Origin of the sequence: Prochlorococcus marinus XMU1405 (assembly GCF_017696275.1) — a bacterium.
Classification (GTDB): domain Bacteria; phylum Cyanobacteriota; class Cyanobacteriia; order PCC-6307; family Cyanobiaceae; genus Prochlorococcus_A; species Prochlorococcus_A marinus_AB.
Window position 1 is genome coordinate 448,438 of the sequence record NZ_JAAORF010000003.1, and the last position, 26,305, is coordinate 474,742.

The 26,305-nt window shown below is 33.6% G+C and carries 30 protein-coding genes and 1 tRNA gene; 7 read left to right on the forward strand and 24 right to left on the reverse strand.

Annotation, left to right across the window (positions count from 1 at the left end; genetic code table 11):
- Positions 1–4 precede the first annotated feature (4 nt).
- Positions 5–898 carry a lipoyl synthase gene (lipA, locus tag HA148_RS08475; protein ID WP_209131902.1) on the reverse strand — a complete coding sequence of 298 codons (894 nt, stop codon included), beginning with the start codon at positions 896–898 and terminating at the stop codon, positions 5–7.
- Between the two features lie 339 nt (positions 899–1,237).
- Between lipA and HA148_RS08480 the strand changes: the two genes are divergently transcribed.
- Both HA148_RS08480 and HA148_RS08485 read left to right on the forward strand, forming a co-directional pair.
- The gene (locus tag HA148_RS08480) at positions 1,238–1,861 is read left to right on the forward strand and encodes a recombinase family protein (RefSeq protein WP_209131904.1); all 624 of its coding nucleotides are present in this window, start codon (positions 1,238–1,240) and stop codon (positions 1,859–1,861) included.
- A gap of 1 nt (position 1,862) precedes the next feature.
- The gene (locus HA148_RS08485; protein ID WP_209131906.1) at positions 1,863–2,075 is read left to right on the forward strand and encodes a hypothetical protein; all 213 of its coding nucleotides are present in this window, start codon (positions 1,863–1,865) and stop codon (positions 2,073–2,075) included.
- On the opposite strand, the gene HA148_RS08490 is transcribed toward HA148_RS08485, so the two are convergent.
- The gene (locus tag HA148_RS08490; RefSeq protein WP_209131908.1) at positions 2,072–2,980 is read right to left on the reverse strand and encodes a serine hydrolase; all 909 of its coding nucleotides are present in this window, start codon (positions 2,978–2,980) and stop codon (positions 2,072–2,074) included. The two genes, HA148_RS08485 and HA148_RS08490, sit on opposite strands and share 4 nt — an antisense overlap.
- Positions 2,981–2,983: 3 nt before the next feature.
- On the opposite strand from HA148_RS08490, the gene HA148_RS08495 reads away from it, so the two are divergent.
- On the forward strand, positions 2,984–3,742 hold the full coding sequence (locus HA148_RS08495) for a C40 family peptidase (protein WP_209131910.1): 759 nt from the start codon (positions 2,984–2,986) through the stop codon (positions 3,740–3,742).
- A 59-nt stretch (positions 3,743–3,801) separates the two neighbouring features.
- Here HA148_RS08495 and HA148_RS08500 read toward each other — a convergent pair whose 3' ends face one another.
- Together HA148_RS08500 and HA148_RS08505 are read right to left on the reverse strand one after the other, a co-directional pair.
- Entirely contained in the window at positions 3,802–4,401 is a 600-nt protein-coding gene (locus HA148_RS08500; protein ID WP_025891181.1) for a photosystem I reaction center protein subunit XI, read from the reverse strand.
- A gap of 27 nt (positions 4,402–4,428) precedes the next feature.
- Complete coding sequence (locus HA148_RS08505) at positions 4,429–4,542, reverse strand: photosystem I reaction center subunit VIII (RefSeq protein WP_011863629.1); 114 nt, start codon at positions 4,540–4,542, stop codon at positions 4,429–4,431.
- A 320-nt stretch (positions 4,543–4,862) separates the two neighbouring features.
- Between HA148_RS08505 and HA148_RS09595 the strand changes: the two genes are divergently transcribed.
- Complete coding sequence (locus tag HA148_RS09595; RefSeq protein ID WP_245152049.1) at positions 4,863–5,027, forward strand: hypothetical protein; 165 nt, start codon at positions 4,863–4,865, stop codon at positions 5,025–5,027.
- 4 nt (positions 5,028–5,031) lie between these two features.
- On the opposite strand, the gene HA148_RS08515 is transcribed toward HA148_RS09595, so the two are convergent.
- From HA148_RS08515 to psaA, 3 genes are all read right to left on the reverse strand, one after another.
- On the reverse strand, positions 5,032–5,994 hold the full coding sequence (locus HA148_RS08515) for a glycosyltransferase family 2 protein (RefSeq protein ID WP_209131914.1): 963 nt from the start codon (positions 5,992–5,994) through the stop codon (positions 5,032–5,034).
- Between the two features lie 103 nt (positions 5,995–6,097).
- Positions 6,098–8,326 (reverse strand): photosystem I core protein PsaB, encoded by a 2,229-nt coding sequence (psaB, locus tag HA148_RS08520; protein ID WP_025946451.1) that lies wholly within the window; start codon positions 8,324–8,326, stop codon positions 6,098–6,100.
- Positions 8,327–8,353: 27 nt separating this feature from the next.
- Positions 8,354–10,657 carry a photosystem I core protein PsaA gene (psaA, locus tag HA148_RS08525; protein ID WP_209131916.1) on the reverse strand — a complete coding sequence of 768 codons (2,304 nt, stop codon included), beginning with the start codon at positions 10,655–10,657 and terminating at the stop codon, positions 8,354–8,356.
- Between the two features lie 334 nt (positions 10,658–10,991).
- Between psaA and cobJ the strand changes: the two genes are divergently transcribed.
- Positions 10,992–12,806 carry a precorrin-3B C(17)-methyltransferase gene (gene cobJ / locus HA148_RS08530; RefSeq protein WP_209131921.1) on the forward strand — a complete coding sequence of 605 codons (1,815 nt, stop codon included), beginning with the start codon at positions 10,992–10,994 and terminating at the stop codon, positions 12,804–12,806.
- 81 nt (positions 12,807–12,887) lie between these two features.
- Complete coding sequence (locus tag HA148_RS08535) at positions 12,888–13,676, forward strand: TIGR01548 family HAD-type hydrolase (protein WP_209131923.1); 789 nt, start codon at positions 12,888–12,890, stop codon at positions 13,674–13,676.
- 220 nt (positions 13,677–13,896) lie between these two features.
- Here the strand turns inward: HA148_RS08535 and HA148_RS08540 are convergent, their stop codons facing one another.
- The 3 genes from HA148_RS08540 to alr form a co-directional block, all read right to left on the reverse strand.
- Positions 13,897–15,114 carry a hypothetical protein gene (locus HA148_RS08540; RefSeq protein WP_209131925.1) on the reverse strand — a complete coding sequence of 406 codons (1,218 nt, stop codon included), beginning with the start codon at positions 15,112–15,114 and terminating at the stop codon, positions 13,897–13,899.
- A gap of 703 nt (positions 15,115–15,817) precedes the next feature.
- Positions 15,818–15,906, reverse strand: a tRNA-Ser gene (locus HA148_RS08545).
- Positions 15,907–15,967: 61 nt separating this feature from the next.
- Positions 15,968–17,167, reverse strand: a complete 1,200-nt coding sequence (gene alr / locus HA148_RS08550; RefSeq protein ID WP_209131927.1) for an alanine racemase — start codon at positions 17,165–17,167, stop codon at positions 15,968–15,970.
- A 17-nt stretch (positions 17,168–17,184) separates the two neighbouring features.
- Between alr and HA148_RS08555 the strand changes: the two genes are divergently transcribed.
- Positions 17,185–17,742: an HNH endonuclease gene (locus HA148_RS08555; RefSeq protein WP_209131932.1), complete on the forward strand. Its 558-nt coding sequence runs from the start codon at positions 17,185–17,187 to the stop codon at positions 17,740–17,742.
- Between the two features lie 13 nt (positions 17,743–17,755).
- Here HA148_RS08555 and prfA read toward each other — a convergent pair whose 3' ends face one another.
- From prfA to rpsE, 14 genes are all read right to left on the reverse strand, one after another.
- Complete coding sequence (prfA, locus tag HA148_RS08560) at positions 17,756–18,850, reverse strand: peptide chain release factor 1 (RefSeq protein ID WP_209131933.1); 1,095 nt, start codon at positions 18,848–18,850, stop codon at positions 17,756–17,758.
- Positions 18,851–18,878: 28 nt separating this feature from the next.
- On the reverse strand, positions 18,879–19,139 hold the full coding sequence (gene rpmE, locus HA148_RS08565; protein WP_209131936.1) for a 50S ribosomal protein L31: 261 nt from the start codon (positions 19,137–19,139) through the stop codon (positions 18,879–18,881).
- 13 nt (positions 19,140–19,152) lie between these two features.
- Entirely contained in the window at positions 19,153–19,563 is a 411-nt protein-coding gene (gene rpsI / locus HA148_RS08570) for a 30S ribosomal protein S9 (RefSeq protein WP_011819147.1), read from the reverse strand.
- Between the two features lie 9 nt (positions 19,564–19,572).
- Complete coding sequence (gene rplM, locus HA148_RS08575; protein WP_209131939.1) at positions 19,573–20,004, reverse strand: 50S ribosomal protein L13; 432 nt, start codon at positions 20,002–20,004, stop codon at positions 19,573–19,575.
- Between the two features lie 114 nt (positions 20,005–20,118).
- Positions 20,119–20,925: a tRNA pseudouridine(38-40) synthase TruA gene (gene truA, locus HA148_RS08580; RefSeq protein ID WP_209131940.1), complete on the reverse strand. Its 807-nt coding sequence runs from the start codon at positions 20,923–20,925 to the stop codon at positions 20,119–20,121.
- A gap of 36 nt (positions 20,926–20,961) precedes the next feature.
- The gene (rplQ, locus tag HA148_RS08585) at positions 20,962–21,312 is read right to left on the reverse strand and encodes a 50S ribosomal protein L17 (RefSeq protein WP_025938701.1); all 351 of its coding nucleotides are present in this window, start codon (positions 21,310–21,312) and stop codon (positions 20,962–20,964) included.
- A 14-nt stretch (positions 21,313–21,326) separates the two neighbouring features.
- Positions 21,327–22,265, reverse strand: coding sequence for a DNA-directed RNA polymerase subunit alpha (locus HA148_RS08590; protein WP_209131941.1), 939 nt, complete (start codon positions 22,263–22,265; stop codon positions 21,327–21,329).
- 48 nt (positions 22,266–22,313) lie between these two features.
- Positions 22,314–22,706, reverse strand: a complete 393-nt coding sequence (gene rpsK, locus HA148_RS08595) for a 30S ribosomal protein S11 (RefSeq protein WP_209131942.1) — start codon at positions 22,704–22,706, stop codon at positions 22,314–22,316.
- 47 nt (positions 22,707–22,753) lie between these two features.
- Positions 22,754–23,119 (reverse strand): 30S ribosomal protein S13, encoded by a 366-nt coding sequence (gene rpsM / locus HA148_RS08600; RefSeq protein ID WP_209131943.1) that lies wholly within the window; start codon positions 23,117–23,119, stop codon positions 22,754–22,756.
- Between the two features lie 41 nt (positions 23,120–23,160).
- Entirely contained in the window at positions 23,161–23,277 is a 117-nt protein-coding gene (gene rpmJ, locus HA148_RS08605) for a 50S ribosomal protein L36 (RefSeq protein ID WP_011377173.1), read from the reverse strand.
- Between the two features lie 43 nt (positions 23,278–23,320).
- Positions 23,321–23,869 carry an adenylate kinase gene (locus tag HA148_RS08610; protein WP_209131945.1) on the reverse strand — a complete coding sequence of 183 codons (549 nt, stop codon included), beginning with the start codon at positions 23,867–23,869 and terminating at the stop codon, positions 23,321–23,323.
- Complete coding sequence (gene secY, locus HA148_RS08615; RefSeq protein WP_209131946.1) at positions 23,869–25,188, reverse strand: preprotein translocase subunit SecY; 1,320 nt, start codon at positions 25,186–25,188, stop codon at positions 23,869–23,871. The genes HA148_RS08610 and secY overlap by 1 nt, the downstream gene beginning before the upstream one ends.
- A 29-nt stretch (positions 25,189–25,217) precedes the next feature.
- Positions 25,218–25,676, reverse strand: coding sequence for a 50S ribosomal protein L15 (gene rplO / locus HA148_RS08620; RefSeq protein ID WP_209131947.1), 459 nt, complete (start codon positions 25,674–25,676; stop codon positions 25,218–25,220).
- Between the two features lie 5 nt (positions 25,677–25,681).
- Entirely contained in the window at positions 25,682–26,302 is a 621-nt protein-coding gene (gene rpsE, locus HA148_RS08625; RefSeq protein ID WP_209131948.1) for a 30S ribosomal protein S5, read from the reverse strand.
- Between the last annotated feature and the right edge of the window lie 3 nt (positions 26,303–26,305).

A 26,305-nucleotide genomic window follows, 5' to 3' on the forward strand; every position in this document is an offset into this window, starting at 1 on the left:
ATAACTATCTTGGATACTTTTTCATAAGTTTTTGAATCTCTTCAGCATGATAGCTACTACGAGTTAAAGGAGAACTAACTACTTGCATGAAGTTTAAATCTTTTTCCCCTAATGCTTTAAAATAGTTAAATTTTGTAGGACTTACAAATCTTTTAACAGGTAAATGATTAGGGCCAGGAGATAAATATTGGCCAATAGTAACAATATCAACGAAATTACTTTTTAAATCCTTAAGCAAACTTAAGACCTCGTCGTCTTTTTCCCCTAAACCAAGCATGAAGCCTGACTTTGTATAAATTTTGGGAGAATAGTCTCTGGTTCTTTTAAGCAACTCAAGAGTTCTTTCATATTTGCCTTGAGGTCTTACTTTTTTATATAGCGAAGACACAGTCTCAATATTGTGGTTTAAAACGTTTGGATTTGAATCAAGAACTTTTTCAAGCGCTTTCCAGTTACCACAAAGATCAGGTATTAGAAGCTCAATAGTAGTTTCGGGAGATTTTTCTCTTATTTGATGAACACATTGAAAAAATTGAGATGCGCCACCATCCTCAAGATCGTCTCTATTAACTGATGTGATTACAACATGCTTAAGCTTCATTCTAAAAACAGCTTCGGCTAAACGATATGGTTCAGTAGGGTCTAAGTCTCTCTTAGATCTATCAAAATCAATATCGCAATATGGACATGCCCTAGTGCAACCAGGACCCATTATGAGGAAAGTTGCAGTTCCACTAGCAAAACATTCGCCGATATTTGGACAGCTTGCTTCTTGACATACGGTATTGAGATTTAAATCATTTAATAAATTTGCAGTATTACCAATTCGCTCAACTTGTGGAGCTTTGACCCTTAACCATTCAGGTTTTGAAATTAAACTATTAGGATTATTAGTCACATTAAATCTTCTTGACCTTTAATTTTATTTTACTAAAAACAAGGTGAATTAACTATTTATAATTTCAAATACAAAGCTCATTCAAAAGAAGTAAATAAATGAATTCAACTAATCCTTCTGCAATTTAGAAAATCTTAATTAAATTTACTCGTCACACAACGTTTTTGTTTCATTAACTAAAATTGAATCAGATTTCATAACATAATTTTTAATACAGATATCAGAACATACTAATCTTAAAGATACAGTACTGAAGTTTTTACCAGCAAGACTATTTTGTACTAAAAAGTGTTTTTTTAATTATTTTTTGATACAGTAAAAAATATATGTAATAAAACATTGACTTTTAAATTTAAAAGAAAACGTATTTTATTATCGGAAAAAAGTAAAAACTCTAAAGCAATAGGTTATGCTAGAGCTACTAATAACGAATATGAATATTTAGAAGAACAAATAAAAATTTTGAAGGAAGAAGGTTGCAGTTTAGTGTTCTCTGAATTTATAAGTTTAGATGAAGAAATCAAACCCCAACTCAATAAAGCTATAAATTCCTTATCAAAAGGCGATCAATTAATAATAACTCAGCTTGATCGAGCATTTAAAAATAAAAAAGAATGTTTGATAACAATAAATAAACTTATTAATAAGGATATTCAATTGCGAACTTTGACTGGTTTTTTTGCTGCTAATGAATCTTCTAATGCAAATTCTTCAATTTTTAAGATTTTATATGAATTAGATAATTTAGAAGACAAAAGTTTAGGTGAAAGAAAAAAAGAACAACTATTACGCAGAAAATTATCTGGAAATAATTTGGGAGGAAGGCCCAAAATAAGTCCTCTAAAAGAATCTTTAGTAATCAGATTGCGTAATGAAGGATATTCTTATCGATCAATCAGATCACAAACAGGAATTGCGTTGTCAACAATAAGAAGAGTAATTTTGGAAGGAGAACAAACATAAAATGAAGAGGAAAGAAATTGAAAATTTAATTAAAGAAAATTTTAAAGATACAGCGTTGCGTATTTATGAATTAGATAATGAAGATAGAAAAAGTTTATTAGCTGAATATAGAGAATGGATTATGAATGATTTAGAGTTTGAAGAAATAATGATGTTGCCTTATGAAGCATATACTGACATATTAGATTCTAATTTCTTAGAAGATTCAATTTAGTCCCTAAAAGTATATTTTTTATTAAATTCATATACTTCTTTTGATATTAATGGTAAGAAAGAAGAATCTTTAGAATATTTTTCACCATCACAAAAAACAACTAATAAAGTGTGTAGAGATTGACTATTAGTCCACCAAGCAGAATCATGTCTAACTTCTGACATTAAGCCTGCTTTACTCCAAAGATTAATACTTTCTGGTAAGCCTGCACCCAAAAAACCATCTATTTGATTAAGAGAATCGTTTTTAAGAACAACTTTATCTAAATTTCTTTTTAAAAAACTTCGCAAATTTAAATCATTTTTTTGATAATCAATATGAATCATAATTTCCTCCAAAACCCTTGCAGCCGAATCAGAATTCATGGCATTTCTATTTTTATTATTATTTCCATAAAATTCTTTTTCACGACCAAATGGTCCATCATCCCAGGTCTTTTGACAGCAATTTAAACCACTCAATTCCTCCCAATGTAAATCATGTAGCCAATCGTTTATTATACTTCTTTGATATTTCCAATTTTCCCAGGATTCGCCCTCAATGCAAGGTCCACTTGTTGTTCCAGTAAGTAAATCAATTAAGAAGCTTGTTGCATTATTACTTGAGAAAGATAACATTTTCCTTACAGCATAAATAATTTCATCCGATAATAATAAATTTCCTTTTTTAATCCAATAATATGTAGCAAGACCATAAACCAACTTGACTATGCTGGCAGGGTAAACCATTTTTTTATTATTTATGCCAGTACCAAAACCTTTAAATACACCTTTATTTACACTTTTATAATTAATCCAAGTTATGGCAATATCTTCACTTGAATAATCTTTATTATAAGAGCATACTCTCCCTAAAATATCATTTAAGGCTAGACCCATCTCTTCACTTAAATAGTAAAAGGACATTGTATGGAAAATGATAAAAATCCTATCTCACTATTTAAACAAACTAATTTTTCAAAAACTATTTGGTGGAAATTAAAAGTTAATATTTCGGGATATCAAAATGAAACAGAAGATAAATTAGTTACTGAAATATTTAAAAATAGAATTTTTAGGCTTATTTATCCAAATATTATTCAAAACAACCATAAATTTTCAAGAATACTAGTTCAACTATATGAAGATGGTTACGTGTGTTGGATAAATTTAGATGGATTAATTATTGAGAAATACGAATTCAAAAAAAATAAGAGTTTAGAAAATGAATATTTCTTTATAAAAGATAAAGTTAACTCAATTTTAAAATGGATCAAGGATCAATCTGAGTTAAATAATGAATATCTTTGGGGAGGTACATTAGGACCGAATTTTGATTGTTCTGGATTAATTCAGACTGCTTTTTTAAAGCATCAAATTTATATACCTCGAGACTCTTTTCAAATAAAAAGTTTTTGTAAGCACCTTTTTTATTACAAAGAATCGTATGCGGCTATACGACCTGGCGATCTTTTATTTTTTGGAAATGAAAAAAAATGTGATCATATTGGAATCTACAAAGGAGACGGATTTTATTACCATAGCTCTGGAAAAGATTTTGGCAGAAATGGAATAGGATTAGATACCCTAAAGAAGTCTAATGATAGAATCTCATTGCATTATGAATCTAAACTTATTTCCGCAGGAAGAGTAGTTAGAAATTATAGATGGGACCGCACTATACGTTAATTTATAAAGCTCACCCTAAAATTTTAAATTAAATTATTACTTATTCTTTTATTTAGAAATTAACCAGCAGTCCAAATATTTTTAATGATTGGCATTATGGTATCTAAGTGTAATGTCCCAACAAGTAACCAAGCAAAAACAGCTCCTCCACATCCTCCTAACCAAAATCCACTTGTAAAATCAGCCCAACCAGCTCTTGTAAATAAGTCCTTTGGCGGATTATTAACAGTCGCATCTGGAGGTTGAACATTAGGTGCTTTACCAGGTGCATTGTATAGAACAAAAAGTGCTGTCAAAATATGAACAGCTCCAATAGTAGCGAGAAGTCCAGCTGTTAGAGCAAATTCAGAATTTCTTAATGGGCCAGTCATGGTAAAAGGTCCGTATAGAAGATATCCAAAAGCTGCTCCAGTTTCTAAACCTCTAAAATTTGGGGAAATACCTTCTCTGTAAAAAGGTAAATTATTTATGAAGGCTTTTGTAAAATAACCACTATTAACTGGAGTAGCTAAATTACCGACACAAGGATCAGCAACTGTTTTTACTGCCCATTGTTCTGCTACGCCAATATCATTTGGTTGTACAGAAGTATCTATGTATTTCTCATCAAACTTAATAGAACTTGTTGATTCAGAGAATGATTTTTGAAAGTCGCTCATTTTTTTAATAGTTTAGTGTTTGATAATTTATTCAGTTGCTGTAATTAATCTTCCAATCAATACGATAAAAACAGCAGGCATTGCTATACCAATTAATGGAACAAAAATTGAGGGTAAAAGACTTGGTAAATCAGATGGCATAGTTCTTTAAACATCTTTAAACACTTTAGTATTTATCAGCGAAATAATGTTAATTTTATTACTGGATGATATAAAAATTATTAACTTTTTACATGTTAAATTTTTTCGCAATTTTACTTATTATTTTTATAGGAATATTACTTCTAGTTTTTAAAAAAAGAAGCTTTAAAAAGTTAATAAATCAACGCAATTTAAATACTATTAAATTAAAGAAAAATAAAAAAAGTAATAATAAATTTCTATCTAAAAAAAATAGTTATTTATACAATCACGAAGAAAAAAAGTACTCAGTATTTTATAAAAATTCTCAAAGAAATAAAATGATTAGTCTTTTTCAGGGTGATACAGAAAATAAGTTAAAGGCATTAAAAATTGCGGAAGAATTGGCTGATAAATCAACATTACCAATTTTACGAAAAGGCTTAAAAGATATTTCTCCTGAAGTCGTTGAAATTTCAGCTTTATTAATAAGACAGTTCAAGTAAACATTCAATTTTGCTTAGCACTGTTTATTGATCTAATTCTGTAAATTGGACGACTTTGACTTTCATGATATGTCCTAATTAAAAGTTCGCTCAATAATCCAAAGCTAAATAATTGAACTCCAGCAATTCCTAATATTAATGCAAACATCAGCAACGGACGATTTCCAATATCCTCACCCATTATTTTTAAAACTATCAAATAAGAACTTATCGCAAGGCTAAAGAAAATACTTATAATTCCAACAAAACCAAATCCATACATCGGTCTTGTTAAAAATTTAGTCATAAACCAAACAGTTAGTAAATCCATTAAAACTCTAAAAGTTCTATCAATTCCATATTTACTAGATCCATATTGCCTGCTCCTATGATTTACTTTAATTTCTTTGATTCTTGCACCTTCAATATTTGCTAAAACGGGCAAAAACCTGTGAAGTTCCCCATATAACTTTATATCTTCTATTATTTCTTTCTTAAAAGCTTTTAATGAGCAACCATAGTCATGCAACTTCAAACCTGTTACGTGAGCTATTAACTTATTCGCTATTTTTGATGGTATCTTTCTATTAATTAATTTATCTTTTCTATCAAACCTCCAACCACAAACCAAATCATAACCATTATTAATTTCTGAAATTAATAAAGGAATATCATTTGGATCATTCTGTAAATCACCATCCAAAGTAATAACAATATCGCCCTTAGAATTATCAAAGCCAGCTGACATTGCTGCAGTTTGACCATAATTTTTGCGAAGGGAAATTACTGACAATTCCTTAATTTTGAGAGTTAGTTGCTTTAATACTTCATGAGTATTATCTTTAGAACCATCATTTACAACAATCAATTCAAAATTAAATTTATTAGAAGACATCACATTTATAACTTCATCCAATAAAAGACCAATACTCTCGCTTTCATTGAAAACGGGGACGATAATAGAAATTAATTGTTTTATATCTGGCATTTATATTTAATAATAATTAAACAATTTTAACTTAATTTAGAACACTAAAATTAAACAAAAAAAATCACCACAAATGTGGTGATTTAAATTATTTAAGGGAAATTTAACCAAACTTACCTGAAGTAGATGCGATAACAAATGCCCCAAATGTAAGTATGTTTCCAATCGTGAAATGTGCTAGTCCAACTAATCTAGCTTGAACAATTGAAAGTGCAACTGGCTTATCTCTCCAGCCAACAAGGTTAGCAATTGGAGTACGCTGATGTGCCCAAACTAATGTTTCAATTAACTCTTGCCAGTAACCACGCCATGATATTAGGAACATGAAACCAGTAGCCCAAACTAAGTGACCGAATAGGAACATCCAAGCCCAAGGAGATAGAGAATTTACTCCAAATGGATTATATCCATTAATAAGTTGAGCAGAGTTTAACCAGAGATAATCTCTGAACCAACCCATTAGGTAAGTACCTGATTCGTTAAATTGTGCTACGTTACCCTGCCAAATTGCTAGGTGTTTCCAATGCCAGTAGAAAGTTACCCATGCTAGTAAATTTAATGCCCAGAACATAGCTAAGTACATAGCGTCCCAAGATGAACTATCACAAGTACCTCCGCGTCCGGGTCCATCGCAAGGGAAAGCATAACCTAAATCTTTTTTATCAGGAATTAATTTTGTTCCTCTAGCATCAAGTGCACCTTTGATAAGGATTAATGCAGTTGTATGAAGACCTAAAGCGATAGCATGGTGAACTAAGAAATCTGCTGGGCCGATAGGTAAGAAAGCACTTAATGCATCTTGTCTATTGATAAGATCCATCCAGTAATGATTACCTGGTAATGAATTAGCTGCGAGAGTTGCTGAACTTGTAGGATCGGATAATAAAGCGTTAAAGCCGTACATCATCTTACCTTGAGCAGCTTGAACAAATTGAGCAAATACTGGCTCGATTAGAATTTGCTTTTCAGGATTACCAAAAGCGACAACAACATCGTTATGAACATAAATTCCAAGAGTATGGAATCCAAGCAACATTGTTACCCAACTAAGGTGACTTATCAAAGCTTCCTTTGTTCCAAGCACTCTTGCTAGTACATTATCTTTATTTAATTCTGGATCGTAATCTCTAACAAAGAAAATAGCACCATGTGCAAAAGCACCAACCATCAAGAACATTGCTATGTACTGATGATGACTGTATAAAGCAGATTGTGTAGTGTAGTCTCTTGCAATGAAAGCATAAGAAGGAAGTGCACCCATATGTTGCGCCACTAGAGAAGTTGCTACACCAAGTGATGCTAATGCTAGTCCAAGTTGGAAATGTAATGAGTTATTTACGGTTTCATATATTCCATCGTGGTTAATTCCGAAACTACCTTTATGAGGGTCATTAGGGTGTCTTGTATTATGAGCTTCTGTAATTTCTTTAAGGCTATGTCCAATACCAAAAGTATTTCTATACATGTGACCAGCAATTACAAAAACTGTTCCAATCGCAATATGGTGATGAGCAATATCAGTAAGCCATAATGCCTCACTTTGAGGATGAAGACCACCTAAGAAAGTAAATATTGCTGTTCCAGCTCCTTCAGCTGTTCCAAATACTTGATCTAAAGAATCAGGATTTTGAGCGTAAGCTCCCCAATTTAAAGTAAAGAAAGGAGCTAAACCTGCAGGGTGTGGAAGCACTGTTAACCAGTTATCCCAACCTACATGCTGTCCTCTTGATTCAGGTATAGCAACATGAACCAAATGACCTGTCCAAGCGATACTACTAAAACCAAATAAGACAGCTAGATGATGATTTAATCTTGACTCGGCATTTTTAAACCAAGCTAGAGAGGGTCTGAATTTTGGCTGTAAGTGTAACCAACCTGCGAACAGAGTCCAACAAGCCAAAATACTCATGAATATTGAAGCTTGGAAGAGTTGCTCATTAGTTCTCATTCCAATTGTGTACCACCAATGGTAGAGACCTGAGTAAGCTATGTTTACTGGACCACTAGCTCCTGCTTGTGTCATTGCTTCTGTGATACCAGATCCAAAATGAGGATCCCAAATAGCATGAGCAATAGGACGAACATGAGTTGGATCAAGTACAAATTGCTCGAAGTTGCCTTGCCAAGCAATATGAAATAAGTTACCAGCTACCCAGAGGGCGATTATAGCGAGATGACCAAAATGTGTAGAGAAAAGCTTCTGATAAAGCTTTTCTTCGGTCATACCATCATGACTTTCAAAGTCGTGAGCGGTAGCTATTCCGTACCATATTCGTCGGGTTGTAGGGTCCTGAGCTAGACCCTGGTTAAATGATGGAAATTTTGTTGCCATTGTATTAAAAAGGTGAAGTTCAGGTAATTAGCCCAGCCCGAAAAGGCGAGCATGGAAGAAGGCCCATGTGGTAGCAATACCGCCGACAAGGAAGTGTGTTACACCTACTGCTCTACCCTGGGTGATAGATAAAGCTCTTGGTTGAATGGTTGGAGCAACTTTAAGTTTGTTATGTGCCCAAACAATTGATTCGAATAATTCTTGCCAATATCCCCTTCCACTAAAGAGGAACATTAAACTAAATGCCCATATGAAGTGAGCTCCTAAGAACATCAAACCGTACATGCTTATAGATTGGCCATAACTTGTTAATACTTGAGAAGCTTGCGCCCAAAGGAAGTCTCTTAACCAACCATTGATAGTAATGGAACTTTGTGCGAAGTTACCACCAGTCAGTCCCCAAACATCACTCTGCATTTTCCAAGAGAAGTGGAAAATTACTATTGATAAACAGTTATACATCCAGAAAAGGGCTAAGAACACGTGGTCCCATGAAGAAACTTGACATGTACCACCTCTTCCCGGGCCATCACAAGGGAATCTAAATCCTAAAGAAGCTTTATCAGGGATCAACCTTGAACTTCTTGCATAAAGTACTCCTTTGAGAAGTATCAAAACAGTTACGTGTATTTGGAAAGCATGAATATGATGAATCATTAAATCAGCTGTGCCTAATGGAATTGGAGATATAGCAACCTTTCCGCCCACTTCTACTAAACTTCCATTAAAAACTTCACTTAAAGCTTTGTGCGGTAATGCTTCTGCAGTACCTGCTAAAAGAGAAGTTCCAACAGCAGATGCTTGAATACTCTGTACCCATTGAGCAAAAATTGGCTGAAGTTGGATTGCAGAATCACTAAACATATCTTGAGGTCTACCCAAAGCCCTCATAGTGTCGTTATGAATGTAGAGTCCAAAGCTATGAAATCCTAACCACATACATACCCAGTTCAAGTGACTGATTAAGGCATCTCTTGCTTTTAGGATTCTGTCTAATACGTTATCAATATGTTTTGCTGGATCATAATCTCTAACCATTGCAATTCCAGCATGGGCGCCTGCACCTACTATGAATAATCCACCTATCCACATGTGATGAGTAAATAATCCAAGAACTGTCATGTAGTCAGTAGCTATATATGGATATGGAGGCATCGCATACATATGATGAGATACAAGTATGCTTATTGATCCAAGCATTGCTAAGTTTACTGCAAGCTGAGCGTGTCTACTTTCTGCCATGAACTCAAAAAGACCTTGATGACCTTTTGGAGCAGGAAATAATATTGGGTCTCCTTGCTGTGAATCTAATATTTCTTTCATACTATGACCAATACCGTAATTGGTTCTGTACATATGACCACCAATGATTGCTATTACACCAAATGCTAAGTGATGGTGTGAAACATCAGTCATCCATAAACTTCCTGTAACAGGGTTAAGTCCACCTTTGAAGGTAAGGAAATCTGAGAAAGCTAACCAGTTTAAACTAAAGAAATTACCTGTACCACTAGCTAATCCTGGAAATATCTGACCAATGATTTGTGGATCACAGAGTTGATGCGGCATAGGCATATCTGCAATTGTTGCTATTTCTTTACCATTGAGTACTAAAGGAGAGCCTGCATCAATTGCGTCTAAGAGTGCTGCAGTAGGGGCTCCGATATGGATACAATGTCCAGCCCATGCTAAAGATCCTAGTCCTACTAAACCAGCTATATGGTGGTTAAGCATAGACTCAATATCCTGGAACCACTCCATTTTTGGAGCTGCTTTGTGATAATGAAAAATTCCGGCATGAAGCATAAGTGCAGCCATTACTACAGCACCTATTGCTAATGCCATAAGTTCACTTTCATTAGTAATTCCCCATGCTCGCCACATATGGAATATTCCAGAACTGATTTGAATACCGTTGTAGTTAGCACCAAGATCAGCATTAAGCATTTCTTGACCAACAATTGCCCATACTTGCTGAGCTCCTGGTTTGACATGAGTTGGATCAGCTAACCAACCTGAATAATTAGAAAATCTTGCTCCATGGAAAAAGGCAGCACTCATCCATATAAAAATGACTGCAAGATGTCCAAAATGAGCTGAAAAGATTTTTCTTGTTGCTTCTTCAGCATCGCCTGTATGCACATCAAAATCATGTGCGTCAGCATGCAAATTCCAGATCCAAGTAGTAGTTTTTGGACCTTTAGATAATTTACTTGACCAGAAACCTGGCTTATCTAATTTGGCAAAATCAATAGGTCTTGGGTCAGCCTTAACAGGATCCTCCAAAACTTTTTTGTTTTTTTCTCCACTTTCTGGTGGGCTGATGGTCATCTAGCACCTCGAAAATAATTGACATTAAAGCCGATTGATCGGATCTTGAACTTACTTTTAATGATAATGTTCAAGAAAACGAATCCCTCGGAACTTTAGATATTCGTTTCAAAAATAATAAGGCAAAGATTCTTTCGTTATGCATTAACGTAACAAATGTTCTAATGATTGTTACTATATGAATATTTTGTTAAATTCTAGTCTATGACTAAATTGTAAGTATTTTTACTCAAATTTTATATAAATTTCTTAAATTTTTTTTTATATTTCAAAGAAAATTTTTTAATTCCAGCGACAGGATATAATTTCAACGTTACTATCAATAGTTTCTGATTTGAAAGGAATTGCTATAGGTCTATCTAATAATTCAAAAGAAATTTTAAAAAGACTTAAAAAAACGGAATTTGTCAAAGACATATATGTAGCAAGTTCTTCTAAAGATGATGGCAAGGAAAGTGAACTTATTCAAGTACAAAAACCAAGAGAAATCTTACATAAAAAATGGCCCGAGATAGATTTAATAATTTTTGTAGGCTCAATTGCTGCATCAATACGCATAATAAATTCTTTTTTAACCTGTAAAGATCAAGATCCAGGTGTAATCGTTATAGATAACAAATGTTCCAAGATAGTTCCTTTAATTGGCTTACATCAGTCAAATGCGCAAAATATTGCATGTCAAATTGCTAGTTTACTTGGTGGCGAAATAATAGAAACTAATAATTCCAATGATCAAAGCTTCTTAAATCTTGATGCATTTGGGAATCAATGGGGTTGGAAAAGATCTGGCAAAACAAAAGATTGGTCAAAACTAGTAATTAAACAAGCTAAGAACGAAAAAATATTTTGCAAACAATTATCTGGTAATAGCTTATGGAAAACCTCAGAATCCGGGGAGATTATTAATCAAATTAAAAAAACAGAAACTGAAAAACTGGATGCAACTTTTCATGTGAGTATCTTCGACAATCATAAAATAACTTGGCACCCGCCCGTATTATGGATTGGAATTGGTTGTGAGAGAAATACCAGCAAAGAATTCATAGCAAATTCTTTAAATAATTTATTGGAGTCAAGAAATTTATCCCAGCATTCAATTGCAGGATTTGCAACTGTTGATATTAAAAAAGATGAGAAAGGAATTTTAGAACTTGTTCAAGAAAAAAACCTGATATGCAAGTTTTTTTCTAAAGAAGATCTTTCAAAAATAATTATTCCAAATCCTTCCATTATTGTAGAAATGGCAATTGGCACCCCTTCTGTAGCGGAAGCTTCTTGCTTACTGGCAGCAGGAGAAGGATCAAAATTGCTGGAAGAAAAAAGAATTTTTAAAAATCAATCTGGTGCAGTAACTATCGCTGTAGCAGAATCAAAAAATCAATATAATCCAACCCATGGCGAAATACATATTATTGGAAGTGGGCCTGGTGATATCTCCTTCCTAACCAATGATGCAAAAAAAGCACTTTCAAGATGTACTGTGTGGATTGGATACAAGATGTATTTAGATTTGATTAAGCCTTTAAAAATGAGTGACCAAGTTTTAGTTGAAAGTAAACTTACTCAGGAAAAGGAAAGATGCATTAAAGCAATTAAACTGGCTGAAGAAGGAATAAAAGTAGCTTTAATTTCGTCAGGTGAATCTGGATTCTATGGAATGGCTGGTTTACTTTTGGAGTTAATTCAAAAAATCAAAAAAGAAGATAGACCTTACTTTGAAGTACATCCTGGTATAAGTAGTTTACAATTAGCGGCTGCTCTAAGTGGAGCACCATTAATGAATGACTTTTGTTCAATAAGTTTAAGTGATAAGTTAACTCCATGGTCGTTAATAGAAAAAAGAATTAAAGGAGCTCTTCTTGGTGACTTCGTTATAGCTTTATTTAATCCTCAATCGATTGAAAGAAATTGGCAGCTAAAAAGTGTAATTGATCAATGTTTAAAATCTAGGCCAGATAATACGCCCGTTTTAATAGCTAGACAAGTAGGTAGAGAAAATCAATCGAAAAGATTTTTTACTTTAAACAATATCCCTATTCAAGAAATAGATATGTTATCGATAATAATTATTGGGAATTCTCAAACCACATTAAGAGACGAAATATTTATTACCCCTAGAGGATATTTACAAAATAAATTTAGACAATAAATAAATTATCCATAGAATTTTTTTTCTTTGCTTTTTTTTAATAAGAATATTAATCTTTTATAAAGGGCTAAAAAAAATTCATTGAAAAATATTGGATTAATTTTATTTGACATTGATGGTGTAATACGCAGCGTAGAGCATAGTTACAGACTTGCACTAAAAAAAACAGTTTATAAGTTTTCCGGATGGGAGCCTAGTTATATTGATATTGATAATGCCAAAAATGAAGGGGTCTGGAATAATGACTGGGATTTAAGTTTAGAATTTATAAAAAGATTTAAAAAAAAAGGGAACTTAAACCTTGAAATACCTCCAAGAGAGGAAATAATTAAATGTTTTGAAGAATTTTACTTTGGAGGAGATCCAAGCAAAGATAGCAAATATTGGTCTGGATTCATAACAAATGAGGAGTTATTAGTTGATAAAAAGTTTTTTGATTTATTAAAAAGCCATGGAATAATTTGGGGTTTTGTAAGTGGTGCAGAGTCTGCCTCTGCAAAATTTGTTTTAGAAAAAAGACTTGGACTAAAATCACCTCCATTAATTGCTATGGGAGATGCGCCGGATAAGCCTGATCCTAAAGGTTTTATTAACTTATCGAAACAAATTCTTGGAAATAAACTTGGCTCATCAAATATTCCCATTGGATATGTAGGAGATACTATTGCAGATATAAATACAGTTGTAAACGCTAAAAAAGAAATCCCATCTCAGAAATTCATCAGTTTTGGAATAGCACCTCCTCATTTACATTCAAAGTCTCGATTAAAAGAACGTAATACATACGAAAAAAATCTACAAGATGCAGGTGCTGACTTAATTTTAAATTCTATTAATGATCTAAAATACGTTAATTTTGACCTATTTTAAAAAAATATAACTTAAAAAATATTTCTTAATTAAGTAAGGAGAGGTAATCACTAGAAAGGGAACTCTTAAAAAACCCAGATGAACTAATACGAACTAAGGTGAGCCCAGATGAAGGTAATTTATCCACCAAATTAACTACAAGTTTGTTGACTTCATATTAAACTAATCCGAATCTTTAAGGAATTTTTATTGATGAAGGCTCGCTAAATCATTCGATAGGTTACTTTTTAGATTTCATTTTAAGATTAAGGTTTTTGGCGATTTCATCAGTAATAATCTTGTGACCTAATGAGTTCCAGTGACCATCATTTGAAAATTCAAACCTTTGATTATTAATTTTATAGTGCTCGGCAAAAACTGATTTCATGTCAATAACAGTAAAACCATAATCCATTGCTTTTTTTATAAAATAATTACGTTGCTTCTTAAAATATTCACTCTCAAGCATATTTTTACTATAAATAGAACTTCTATCTGCATCAACTACAAAAATTGTATTCCTTCTTGTAAGAGGTGTATTTCGTATTTTTTCTACTTCAGACAAGAATATATCTGATGCTTTGTAAGAATATTCAAATCTACTGGTATCTCCAGATTCGCCTGAATCTATAATGTTTGCATTGAAATTTTTAATTTGCTCGCATGGAAAATCAGCAAGCATACAAAATGGGTAGGTATATGCCAATGTTGATATGTTGAGATTACTTGCCAAATATCTTGAAAGAGCAGAATATTTTAGTATTAATTTTCTAATCTTCACTTTAATTGAGGAATAACGATTTATGAAAACAATTTCATCAAGACCGTAATCAGGTTTTAGTTTAAATCGTCCACCATACTGAACCTTCGATTTTCCAAGAATAGATTCATCAAAATCGTTAGAAATAATAGAGAAAATATATATAGATTCGGGATTTGTAATATGATTATGAGCGAACATTTTTGAAATTAGATACTGACTTAAAGGATTGCCTGCAGTACCAATAGCAGTTGATTTTATAATCTTTTTGTTTTCGCTAACGTAATTATTAAGACGTCCATGATATGTTTCTGCATTTCGAACCTGCAATGCTTGAACGTATGAGTCCCCAATCGAAACGATCGGGATTATGTTTGATCTGTTTCCTACAACTTCTCTGAAGTCTACATCTGTGTATTGTCCAATATCGTTTGCTCTCTTAAAAGTTTTAATTGGAAAGGGTGGGAATTTCCCCTTTGTATAAATACCCTGATACTTAGCATTTGCCTGGAAAAGACAATCTTGATCGACTTCTGAAAAAGATGCAAGAGGAGACTTACACCTAAGTGGTAATTTTTGAGAAAAAATATCAGATGCGGGCAAAAATCTAGCAAAAATTTCTAGTAATGCAAATGCGAAAGTAAATCCTAAAGAAATAGCAACTCCCTTTAATAAATAATTTGGGGTTTTACGAAACATACTTTCTAGAAAATCATGTATTTGAAAAGTGCAATAAATGCACCCTAATAAAGGAAACAAATAATCCCATGAAGACAATCTTAATAATCAAAGTTACTAACAAGTACTTTTTACGAAGTTTCATAAATACCAAATGTCTATAACCATATCGAGAAATGCCTTCAAATTTAAAAGATACGATTTAGGACTATGAAGAGATCTTGTCGATTTTCTCTGTAAATCTTCTAACCGTTCTTCAAAATAGAGCAACAGCTCTGACATTAACAAAAAGATAGTCTTTGGTTGTTAAATATTAGAACTCATTAAATTATGAGGGAGATTTTAAATTATTAACCTTGATTTTACCAACCAATTTACCCAACACTTGGTTGGCGGAATATTGAACTTATGCAAACCTGCAAGTACCTGAAATTATGATATTTTTAGTTGTATCGATAAATCTGAATCTTAAGAAAATTCTTATAAAATTCCACAAACAGAATTAATACTAAGAGGGAGTAAATCGAATAAATCTAAGAGAGTAGGTATAGGAAGGGATGACACTGTTTTTTCTGAAAAATATTTCATTTCATCCCTTATTTCATCCCCTAACTCTTAGACACCTCAAGGCACAATATGAATATACTTGATTCCTTAAATTATAGACTAACCTTCCAATACCTAAATTCTGAAACTATATGACGCTTCCTGACACGAAAATACACGGAGAGGGAGGGATTCGAACCCTCGACAAAAGTTGCCTCCTGTAACTCCTTAGCAGGGAGCCGCTTTCAACCACTCAGCCACCTCTCCAGTTCTTATACATTATCAATTTTTATGCAAACATTCAAAATTTTTTATTTAATCGAAATGTCTAATCTACTTGAACTTTCGGTAATCTATTTTTAAAAGAGCAAAGAATTTCCCATGGGATAGTATTAGATTTTCTTGCCCATTCAAGAGGAGAAATTGTTTTATCTCCATCAGATCCAAGTAATACCATGGTACTACCAACTTTAATTTCATTAGAATCTGTTATGTCTACCATCATTTGGTCCATAGTTATAGATCCAACTTGAGGATAAAATTTATTATTATGGATTACGTTAATCTTGCCTGACAAATTTCTTGGTACACCATCTGCATAACCAATACTTAATACAGCTAACCTAGTTTTTCTATGACTTACAAATTTGCCTCCATAACTTACACCTACACCTTTATCAATAGTTCTTATAAAAGCTACTTTGACCTTCAAAGATAAAGCTGGCCTAAGTAATAAATTTTTATCTATTTTTGTTAGAGGACTGTATCCGTACATAGAAAGCCCAACGCGTACCATGTGAAAATGAAAATCTTTGCTAAGAAGCATTCCCGCAGAATTAGCCAAATGAATCTTAATTTCATTACTTCTATCAAGATTAATTTGCTTTAATAATTCATTAAACTTTAGTCTTTGTAATTGTGTAATACTATCGGAATATAGTGCGTTATCTGCATCTGCAGACGATAAATGACTATATATTCCTTCTATCGAAATGTTCTCAAAAGATTTTATTTTTTCAAATTGCTGAACAAATTTATTAGATTCAAATCCTAATCTTGACATTCCAGTATCAACCTTAAGATGTAAAGCGAATTTCAACCCAAAGTGCTTCCCAATATTATTGCAAACTAAACACTCTCTTATACTACTTATAGTTGGCATAAGATCATTTTTGAAGGATATTATTAAATCTCTTTTTGTATATAGATTTCCCAGAATAAGAATTGGTTTTTTAACTCCAAAAGAACGTAACTTAATCCCTTCTTTTAAAGTTGCAACGCCTAATTCCGAAGCTCCGCCTCTAATAGCGTAGTCAGATACTACTTTTGCATCATGTCCATATCCATCAGCTTTGACAACCGCCATAAATTGACAATTTTTACTTAGTTTTGTTCTTAATTGCCTTACATTTGCCTCTAATGCTTTGCCTTTAACTTCTATCCATGCCCTTTGTTTTGGATCTATATTTTGTTTAAAAATTGAATATTTATCAAAATTAAATTCCTGATTAGTTTGCCGAATTTGCATTAACGTTGCACAATTATATGCGCTTATTGAAATATACAGTTAGCATGACATGTAAATTGAATTTTGGCATGGGCCAGACTCTAGTTTTAAATGCATCTTATGAACCTTTAAACATCACTTCTTGGCGAAGAGCTGTCATTTTGATGATCAAAGGTAAGGCAGAAAGCTTAGAGGAAGATCAATCATATTCAATTCATTGTGGCAGAAAATTGCCGACAGTTATAAGACTTCGTTACTACGTGAAGGTCCCTTTTAGAGAGGTTTCTTTAACAAGAAAAAATATTCTTCTAAGAGATAATAATGCTTGCCAGTACTGTAACCATAGAGGTAGTGACCTATCAATAGATCATGTTTTACCGAGAAGTAGAGGTGGGACAGATAACTGGGAAAATGTTACTACAGCATGTCTCAGATGCAATGTACTAAAAGGTAACCGAACCCCAGAAGAGGCAAATATGCCTTTAAAACGCAAGCCTTATCGTCCACTTAGTAATCTCAATTTTGAGGCCACAAGACAAATTGACTCTGGCAGACATAAAGAATGGAGTAAATACGTAATAGGAATTGCAATCTAATAAAAATAAAATCTTAATTTACACCATTATTAAAATCCTCCATCATTCTTTTTTGTTCTTGTGCTATGCATGCATCAATCACTTCATCCAATTGACCAGCAAGAATTGGTTCTAATGAAAAATTGGAACCTAATCTATGATCAGTTGTCCTATTATCTTTAAAATTATAAGTTCTAATTTTTTCACTCCTATCACCTGTTCCAACCTGGGAAAGCCTTTGAGATCTTTCTTTTGCATTAGCTTCTTTTAATTGAATTTCGTATAATTTAGCTCTTAAAATTTCCATCGCTCGTTCGCGATTTTGCAATTGTGATCTCTCTTGAGTACAAAAAACTCTTATTCCTGTAGGCTTATGAAGAAGATCAATAGCTGTCTCTACCTTATTAACATTTTGTCCCCCTGCACCTCCTGATCTTGCCGTACCAACCTCTAGATCAGTTGGATCAATCTTAACTTCAACGGGATCAGCCTCAGGCATCACGGCCACTGTGGCAGTAGAGGTGTGCACTCTACCTTGAGATTCAGTAGCTGGAACCCTTTGAACTCTATGCACACCAGCCTCAAATTTAAGTTGACTATAAACAGAATCTCCCTTAACGGATATAACTAACTCCTTGAATCCTCCCATGTCTGATTCGGAAGCACTAACAGGTTTTACAGACCATCCAATTTTTTGTCCATACCTCTCATACATTCTTGCTAAATCACCCGCCCAGATACAAGCCTCGTTACCTCCTGCACCGGCTCTGATTTCTAACATTACACTTCTCTCATCTCTTGGATCTTTTGGTAATAAGGCGATTGTGGTTTTTTGAATCAGTTCATTCTTACATTCCTCTAGAGTTATTAACTCCTCATTAATCAAAGATTCCATTTCTTTATCATTTCTATTCTCTCTGAGAAGATTTTTTGAATCTTCGATTTCTTTATCAGTATCAAGCAACTTATTAAAATCAATCACTAAAGGTTCCAACTTTGACCTTTCTCTTGCAATTGATTCTAATTTTTTTGGATCATTAGCGATATCAGGATCTGCAAGCTGCACTTCCAAATTTTCAAAACTTTCTGAAGCAGTTTTCAACCTTGCAATTAATGTTGAGTATTCCAATTGAAATTATGCTTAATTTTTGAAAATTCTATTTTTTAGAATCTTTTTCTTCTTTTTGCTCTTCTGATGTAGCCGAATTAGCTGAACCCATTCCATATTTTTTCATAAACCTATCAACCCTACCTTCTGTATCAAGAATCTTTTGTGTTCCAGTAAAGAAAGGATGATTACCACTCCATACATCAACATGTAATTCCGGCTGCGTGGAGCCAGTCGTCATTACAACTTCTCCATTACAAATAACTTTTGCATCTGGATACCATTTTGGGTGTATTTCTGATTTTGGCATGATTTAAATTCCTTTAACGTTTAGAGAATTGAGGAGCTTTTCTTGCTTTTTTAAGACCATATTTTCTTCGTTCCTTCGCTCTAGGATCTCTACTGAGATGACCTTCAGTTTTTAGCGGTTTCCTATTGTCAGGAGATAATTCGCAAAGTGCTCTTGCTGCTCCTTGCTTGATAGCATCTGCTTGACCTGTCAATCCACCACCAAATACATTTACAAGAATATCATAAGAATTCTCAAGGCCTAGTGTTTGCAAAGGTGCTTTTATTGAATTTAAGTGCAGAGGATTAAAGTTTAAATAATCATCACCAGAACGACCATTAATTTTTATTAGTCCATTTCCTGGAATCAAGCGAACTCTGGCTACTGAAGTTTTTCTTCTTCCAGTTCCCCAATACACAGCTTTGTTTTTTATTTGACTATTCATTTTGATAAATTAACTATTTAATGATACAGGATTCTGAGCAGCATGAGGATGATCAGCACCTTTATAAACTTTTAGTTTTTTAAATTGCTGTCTTCCTAAAGAGTTATGTGGCAGCATACCCTTAACAGCTTGCTCGATGATTCTTTCAGGAATTCTTTCTTGTAGAGACTCAAATTTTTCAGTTTTCATTCCTCCTGGTCTTCCAGAATGTCTCCTATACAACTTTTGCGATGCTTTTTTTCCTGTTACCTCAACTTTTTCGGCATTTACTACAATTACAAAATCTCCTGTATCTAGATGAGGTGTAAATGTTGGTTTATTCTTACCTCTCAATACAGTTGCAATTTCTGTAGCAAGTCTCCCAAGTGTCTTATCTTTTGCGTCAACTAAAAACCAATTTCTTTCAATGGTTTCTAAAGATGGAGTAATTGTTTTATTCATTTACCAAATTTATGCAAATAAATTTAAAGTTAGTTCTAAATTCTACCTTATTAGAGGAATATTCAACAACAGTTTTAATTCATTTCACAAAAAATTAGCTAAATTGAACTTCACTCAAGAAAAACCCTTAATTAAGAATACAGGGAAAAAATCATTGTTATTAATATTTTTAAAAACATTTTTTTCATAAACAGCATTTACAAAACATAACCCCTTAGCTGGAGCAGATTCTTTAACATCATTTTTCTTTTTGTTTACCCATCTATCAGTAAAAATTTCTGGCGATAATTTTTTTTCTCCAACTAAAACAAGTTGACCAATAATTAAACGCACCATTCCATATAAAAAACCGGTAGCTTTAATATCAATTAAAATTAAATCCTCTACTCTTGTTATATCAATATTTTTTATTTTTGTAATAGAGTTTTTTCTATTACTACCACTTTTCTGAAAAGCAAAAAAATCATGTTCTCCTTCCATTGTTTTGGATGCACTTAACATTAAAACTTCATCCAATACTTTTTGATATCTATGCCATGACCAATTATTGATGAACAAATTAGGGAATTTACTATTATTAATGACATATCGATAATGTCTATACATTGCTGAATAGCATGCATGCCAACTATCTTTAACCTCAACTGATTCCAAGATCCTAATTGTTGAGGGTAAAATACTATTTAAGAGATCCGAATAATTATTTCCTGGAATAACACAATCAGCATCAAAGTGTACTACTTGGCCTGATGCATGAACCCCAGCATCAGTCCTTCCTGCTGCAAAAGTCTTTACTTTGTGATTTGTAATCTTTACGAGAGCTCTATCTAAAATTTCTTGAACAGTAGTTGCATTTTTTTGTTTTTGCCAACCTGAATAATGAGACCCATCGTATTGGACTAATAAAGCTACCCTTTTCAAAAGATTTTTTTTGTTAAAGCCCTTTTATTTTCTAACTTAAACAAGCTCGATTATGGCCATCTGAGCGTTATCACCTTTTCTAGATACAGTTCTTACTATGCGAGTATAACCACCATTTCTGTCCCCATATCTTTCCTTTGCTTTTTCAAATAATGAATGAACTAATTTTTTATCATAAATATATCCAATAGCCCTTCTCCTAGAAGCCAAACTTCCATCTTTGGCGAGTGAAATCATTCTTTCAGCTTCATTTCTTAAAGCTTTTGCCCTAGCTTTTGTTGTTGTTACCCTACCTTCCCTAATTAATTGTGTAGTTAAACCTCTTAGAAGTGCTTTCCTCTGGTCAGCAGGTTTACTTAGTAATGGAATTCTAAGTTGGTGTCTCATAATCTTAAAAATTGTTAAACAGATGTTCTGCTTTGTGGGATAGAAATGCCTATGCGCTCGAGAGCTTCAATAACCTCATCTGCAGATTTAGAGCCAAAGTTCTTAATTTCAAGAAGATCTTCATAGCTGAAGCCCATTAAATCTGAAACTGAGTTAACTTGCGCCCGTTTCAAACAATTATATGCTCTAACGGACAAGTTTAGTTCCTCGAGAGGAATTTGAGCTTCAGGAGATGGTTCAGGTTCCTCAGGGATTTCCTCAACCATTGTGACAGTAGCAAGAGGCTGAAAGAGTTCTATTAACTGATTTGCAGCTTCAGCAATAGCATCATCAGGACTTGTTGAACCATCTGTTACTACTTCCATCTTTAATCTTTCTCTACCAGTTCCACCTTCTGCTACGGCGGTTTCGTCAATTGAAAAATTCACTCTCTTAACTGGCATAAATACTGCATCTATTTGAAGTAAATCAATAGCTGTTGTTTCATCATTCTTACGATCAACGGGTCTATATCCAACACCTCTTTCAACATGGATTTCCAACTCTAAATTATGACCCTCCTGGATAGTCGCAATAGGTTTTTCGCCATCAACAATTTCAACTTGAGAGGAGAATTGAATATCATTCGCCTTCACCTCCATTGGACCATTAGCTACTAACCTGCCGATTTCGAGATCTGGATTAGAACTATTAATTGATAGTTGCTTACAATTGAGAAGTATATCTAAAACATCTTCTCTAACTCCAGGAATAGTTGCGTATTCGTGGTTAATTCCTGCTATTCTCACTGCAGTCACTGCACTTCCCTCAAGTCCTCCCATAAGGACTCGCCTAAGAGAATTACCCAAAGTTGTAGCTTGTCCCCTTTCTAAGGGGCCAATTAAAAAAGTTCCTGTTTGGGAGCGATCATCAGCTACTTGATGGTCGATTCTGTCAATCTGGTATTGCAACACGGAAAAAATAGGGTTAAAAGTTTTGTGAGGTTAACGAATGGTTAAGAACTAAACGCGTCTTCGTTTAGGTCTTCTACATCCATTATGAGGTAAAGGAGTTACATCTCTTATTAGAGTTATTTCCAAACCGGCCACTTGTAAAGCTCTTATGGCCGTTTCCCTACCTGAACCAGGACCTCTAACTAATACTTCTATTTGCCTCATTCCTTGGTCAAGCGCTCTCCTCGCTGCAGCTTCAGCAGCTGTTTGCGCGGCAAATGGCGTGCCTTTCCTAGCGCCTTTAAATCCACTAGCTCCTGCAGAGGACCAAGAAATAACATGGCCCGAAGTATCAGTAATTGAGACGATAGTGTTATTAAATGTGCTTTGAATATGCACCACACCATTAGGGACATTACGTTTAGATTTTTTAGAACCTGTTTTTTTTGCTGTAGCTGGCATAATGTTTTGATTTAATAATACTGGAATTTGTAAATATATTTAAATAATTATTTTTTTCTTCCAGCAACTGTTTTTCTTGAACCACGTCTTGTTCTGGCATTAGTTCTAGTTCTTTGGCCTCTTACTGGAAGACTCATTCTATGCCTTCTACCTCGAACACACCCAATATCCTGTAGACGTTTTAAGGCCATTCCCTCTTTTCTTCTCAAATCTCCTTCTAAAGTAAAATCTTCTGTAGCAACTCTAAGTTTTTGCACATCTGAATCTGAAAGATCTTTGACACGAATATCAGGGTTTACACCCGTATTAGCCAAAATAAGCTTTGATCTAGTCAGACCAATTCCATAGACGTACGTAAGTGCAATTTCAACTCGCTTTTCGCGAGGTATGTCAATTCCTGCTATCCTTGCCACGTGTTTTGAGTAAGTAAAAGTTTGAATAAAAGGGTTTAAATTTAACCCTGACGTTGTTTATTGCGAGGTCTTTTCTTGTTAATAACATAGATTTTACCTCTTCTCCTCACGATCTGATCGTCAGGACTGATTTTTTTGACTGAAGATCTGACCTTCATAAGGTTTTCTAATTAAACGTTAATACTATATTCTACATCATCATCAAGCCATTTTTTGTTTGATATCAGAGTAAATGGTATTTAAATCTCTATCAGCATCAATATATTCTAACAGTGAGAGATCCTTAAAATATTGAATTAATGGTTCTGTAGTTTTTTTATAAATGTCAACTCTTGTTCTAATTGTCTCTTCCGTATCATCTTTTCTGCCTCTTAAAAGCAAACGCTTAATTAGTACTTCTTCTGGAATATCTAAATAAAAAACTAATTCCAAAGGTTGATTTATTTCATTCAAAACTTCATTCAATGAATTTACTTGAGATAAATTTCTTGGGTAACCATCTAGAATCCAACCACTATTATCCTTGACTAAATTTTGTCTTACTATCTTTAATACAAGTTCATCACTGACAAGTTCCCCTCGATTCATAATATCTTTTACTTCAATACCAAGGGTAGAATTAATTTCGATTTCTTTTCTTAATAATTCACCAGTAGAAAGGTGTAAATAAGAATTTGTTTGACTTAATAATTTCGCTTGAGTCCCTTTCCCCGCTCCAGGAGCTCCTAAAAATAGTAGATGTTTTTTCATTAATTATTAATTAGTCCCTCATACCTTTGAGAAATAACATATGTTTGAATTTGCTTAGCAGTATCAATAGCAACACCTACAAGAATAAGTAATGAAGTTGCGCCTAAGCCTTGAAAAGTCTGCACATTTGTTGCTCTTTCTACTGCAGCGGGAATTATAGCTACTGAACCCAGAAATAATCCTCCTAATAACGTTAGCCTATTTTGGATACCTGATAAGTAAGTTGCTGTGTTAGTTCCTGGTCTAACTCCTGGTATCGCTACTCCACCTTTCTTTAAATTTGAAGCTACATCAATTGGGTTAATTGTAAGAGATGCATAAAAATAAGAGAATCCCAAAATTAAGGAAAAGAATGTAAGAGCATAAGGCCATGGATTAGAAGATCCGGGATTCAAACTACTCGCTAATTTAATTAAGACTGGATTACCCGTTACATTTGCAATAGTTATAGGTAAAAAAATTAAAGCAGACGCAAATATGATAGGCATTACTCCTCCTGCATTCAATTTTAAGGGTAAATAACTTTGTCTTGCAGGTAGTAATGTTGAACTTCCTATTTGTCTTTTTGCACTCACAATAGGAATGCGCCTTGCTCCCTCTTGGACAAAAATAATTCCAACAATTGTTAGTAAAAATACTCCGAGTAGAACTGCTATACCTAAAACATCTCCTCTATCACCTGTTTGAGCTTTTTCAATGGTTGAACTTAAAGCTTTTGGTAAAGTCGAGACAATATTCAAAAAAATAACCAGTGAAGCTCCTTGACCTATCCCTTTCTCGGTAATAATTTCGCTAAACCACATAACTAACATTGAGCCTGTAACTAAGGCGATAGAGGTTTGCAAAACAAATGTAGTTTCACTTATCCCAGGAATAGAATATTGTCTAAGAATTAAAGAAAATATTATACTCTGCAAAAACCCCCATCCCAAGGAAACATATCTTGTTATTTGAGCAATTTTTCTTCTGCCAGCTTCCCCCTCATTTTTTTGTAAATCTTCAAGAATAGGCAATGAAGCTGTAAGAAGTTGAATAATAATTGATGCATTGATAAAGGGAAGTATACCCAATGCGAAAATCCCTAGGGTTGAAATACCCCCACCAGTAAAAATATCTAAAAAGCCTATTAATTGACCACCTTGATCAATAAAACTTTTAAACGCAACTCTATCAATACCAGGCATAGGTATATAGATACCGAGTCTTACTAAAAGTAGAAGACCCAAAGTTGTTAATACTCTACTCCTTAGTTCCTTATTTAAAAATAATTGAGAAAGTATTTCAGAAGCGCTAGGATTTCTACTTTTTTTAACGAACATTTTGAAGTTTAACTAAATTTTTATTAAATTTATTTATTATTTATAAGTTCGCAAGATCCGCCTGCATCCTCAATTTTTTGTTTAGCAACTTTTGTGAATGCATGAGCCTGAACCTTCAACTTTACATTAACTTCTCCATTACCAAGAATTTTTAAAGGAAATTTTGGCTTAAAGATCAATCCTTTCTTAACCAATGAATCTAAGTTAACTATATCGTTATCCTTAAAATCAGTTAATTTATTTAAATTTATTGTGGAAAAGTTCTTTTGATTAATAATTTCAAAATGTTTTAATTTTGGAACTCTTCTATACAAAGGCATTTGTCCACCTTCAAAACCTGGACGTGTCGGTCTTCCAGAACGAGACTTTTGTCCTCTCATCCCAAAACCACATGATGCACCTTGTCCAGCCGCAATACCTCTACCCTTTCTTAATTTTTTCTTCCTCGAACCAGTGTTTGATTTAAGTGTATTTAGTGTTGAAGTCATAATTTTCAAGAGTAGAGCTGTTCAAGTGAGATTCCTCTCTCCCTTGAGGCAGATTTGTGTGTTCTTAATTGAGCAAGAGCTACCATAGCAGCTCTTGCATTATTTAAAGGGGTTTTACTACCTAATCTCTTAGCTAAGACATTTTTTATGCCCGCTAATTCTAAAACCGTTCTAATTGAACCACCAGCAATTACACCTGTACCAGGAGCAGCTGGTCTAATAAGTACATTAGCAGCACCATCTCTACCTTTAGATAAAGTTGGTATTGAATTGTTTGGAGTTAAGGGAACCCTAACAAGGTTCTTTTTACCATCTGAAACCCCCTTTCTCACCGCACCAATGACATCTCCCGCCTTACCAACTCCAACTCCAACTTGACCTTTCTCATTACCTACAACAACAATTGCTCTAAAACTCATTTTTTTTCCACCTTTAACAGTTTTAGAAACACGTCTTATTTGAACGACTCTTTCTTGCCAATCAGAATCTCTCTCTAGATTTTTTGAATCACCTCTTCTGTTTCTTTTTCGATCATTACGATTATTCTTTTTTTGTTCTACGGGCGTAGCTCCAGGAACATTATCGTTCTTGGATTGAATTTCTTGTTTTGTAGGAGTGTCAGTCATAGT

Coding starts and splice junctions, on each gene's coding strand:
- HA148_RS08485 (WP_209131906.1), top strand. CDS start 1,863: ATGAAGAGGAAAGAAATTGAAAATTTAATTAAAGAAAATTTTAAAGAT.
- HA148_RS08490 (WP_209131908.1), bottom strand. CDS start 2,980: ATGTCCTTTTACTATTTAAGTGAAGAGATGGGTCTAGCCTTAAATGAT.
- HA148_RS08495 (WP_209131910.1), top strand. CDS start 2,984: ATGGAAAATGATAAAAATCCTATCTCACTATTTAAACAAACTAATTTT.
- HA148_RS08500 (WP_025891181.1), bottom strand. CDS start 4,401: ATGAGCGACTTTCAAAAATCATTCTCTGAATCAACAAGTTCTATTAAG.
- HA148_RS08505 (WP_011863629.1), bottom strand. CDS start 4,542: ATGCCATCTGATTTACCAAGTCTTTTACCCTCAATTTTTGTTCCATTA.
- HA148_RS09595 (WP_245152049.1), top strand. CDS start 4,863: ATGATTAGTCTTTTTCAGGGTGATACAGAAAATAAGTTAAAGGCATTA.
- HA148_RS08515 (WP_209131914.1), bottom strand. CDS start 5,994: ATGCCAGATATAAAACAATTAATTTCTATTATCGTCCCCGTTTTCAAT.
- psaB (WP_025946451.1), bottom strand. CDS start 8,326: ATGGCAACAAAATTTCCATCATTTAACCAGGGTCTAGCTCAGGACCCT.
- psaA (WP_209131916.1), bottom strand. CDS start 10,657: ATGACCATCAGCCCACCAGAAAGTGGAGAAAAAAACAAAAAAGTTTTG.
- HA148_RS08540 (WP_209131925.1), bottom strand. CDS start 15,114: ATGTTTCGTAAAACCCCAAATTATTTATTAAAGGGAGTTGCTATTTCT.
- alr (WP_209131927.1), bottom strand. CDS start 17,167: ATGCAAATTCGGCAAACTAATCAGGAATTTAATTTTGATAAATATTCA.
- HA148_RS08555 (WP_209131932.1), top strand. CDS start 17,185: ATGCGCTTATTGAAATATACAGTTAGCATGACATGTAAATTGAATTTT.
- rpmE (WP_209131936.1), bottom strand. CDS start 19,139: ATGCCAAAATCAGAAATACACCCAAAATGGTATCCAGATGCAAAAGTT.
- rpsI (WP_011819147.1), bottom strand. CDS start 19,563: ATGAATAGTCAAATAAAAAACAAAGCTGTGTATTGGGGAACTGGAAGA.
- rplM (WP_209131939.1), bottom strand. CDS start 20,004: ATGAATAAAACAATTACTCCATCTTTAGAAACCATTGAAAGAAATTGG.
- rplQ (WP_025938701.1), bottom strand. CDS start 21,312: ATGAGACACCAACTTAGAATTCCATTACTAAGTAAACCTGCTGACCAG.
- rpsK (WP_209131942.1), bottom strand. CDS start 22,706: ATGCCAGCTACAGCAAAAAAAACAGGTTCTAAAAAATCTAAACGTAAT.
- rpmJ (WP_011377173.1), bottom strand. CDS start 23,277: ATGAAGGTCAGATCTTCAGTCAAAAAAATCAGTCCTGACGATCAGATC.
- HA148_RS08610 (WP_209131945.1), bottom strand. CDS start 23,869: ATGAAAAAACATCTACTATTTTTAGGAGCTCCTGGAGCGGGGAAAGGG.
- secY (WP_209131946.1), bottom strand. CDS start 25,188: ATGTTCGTTAAAAAAAGTAGAAATCCTAGCGCTTCTGAAATACTTTCT.
- rplO (WP_209131947.1), bottom strand. CDS start 25,676: ATGACTTCAACACTAAATACACTTAAATCAAACACTGGTTCGAGGAAG.
- rpsE (WP_209131948.1), bottom strand. CDS start 26,302: ATGACTGACACTCCTACAAAACAAGAAATTCAATCCAAGAACGATAAT.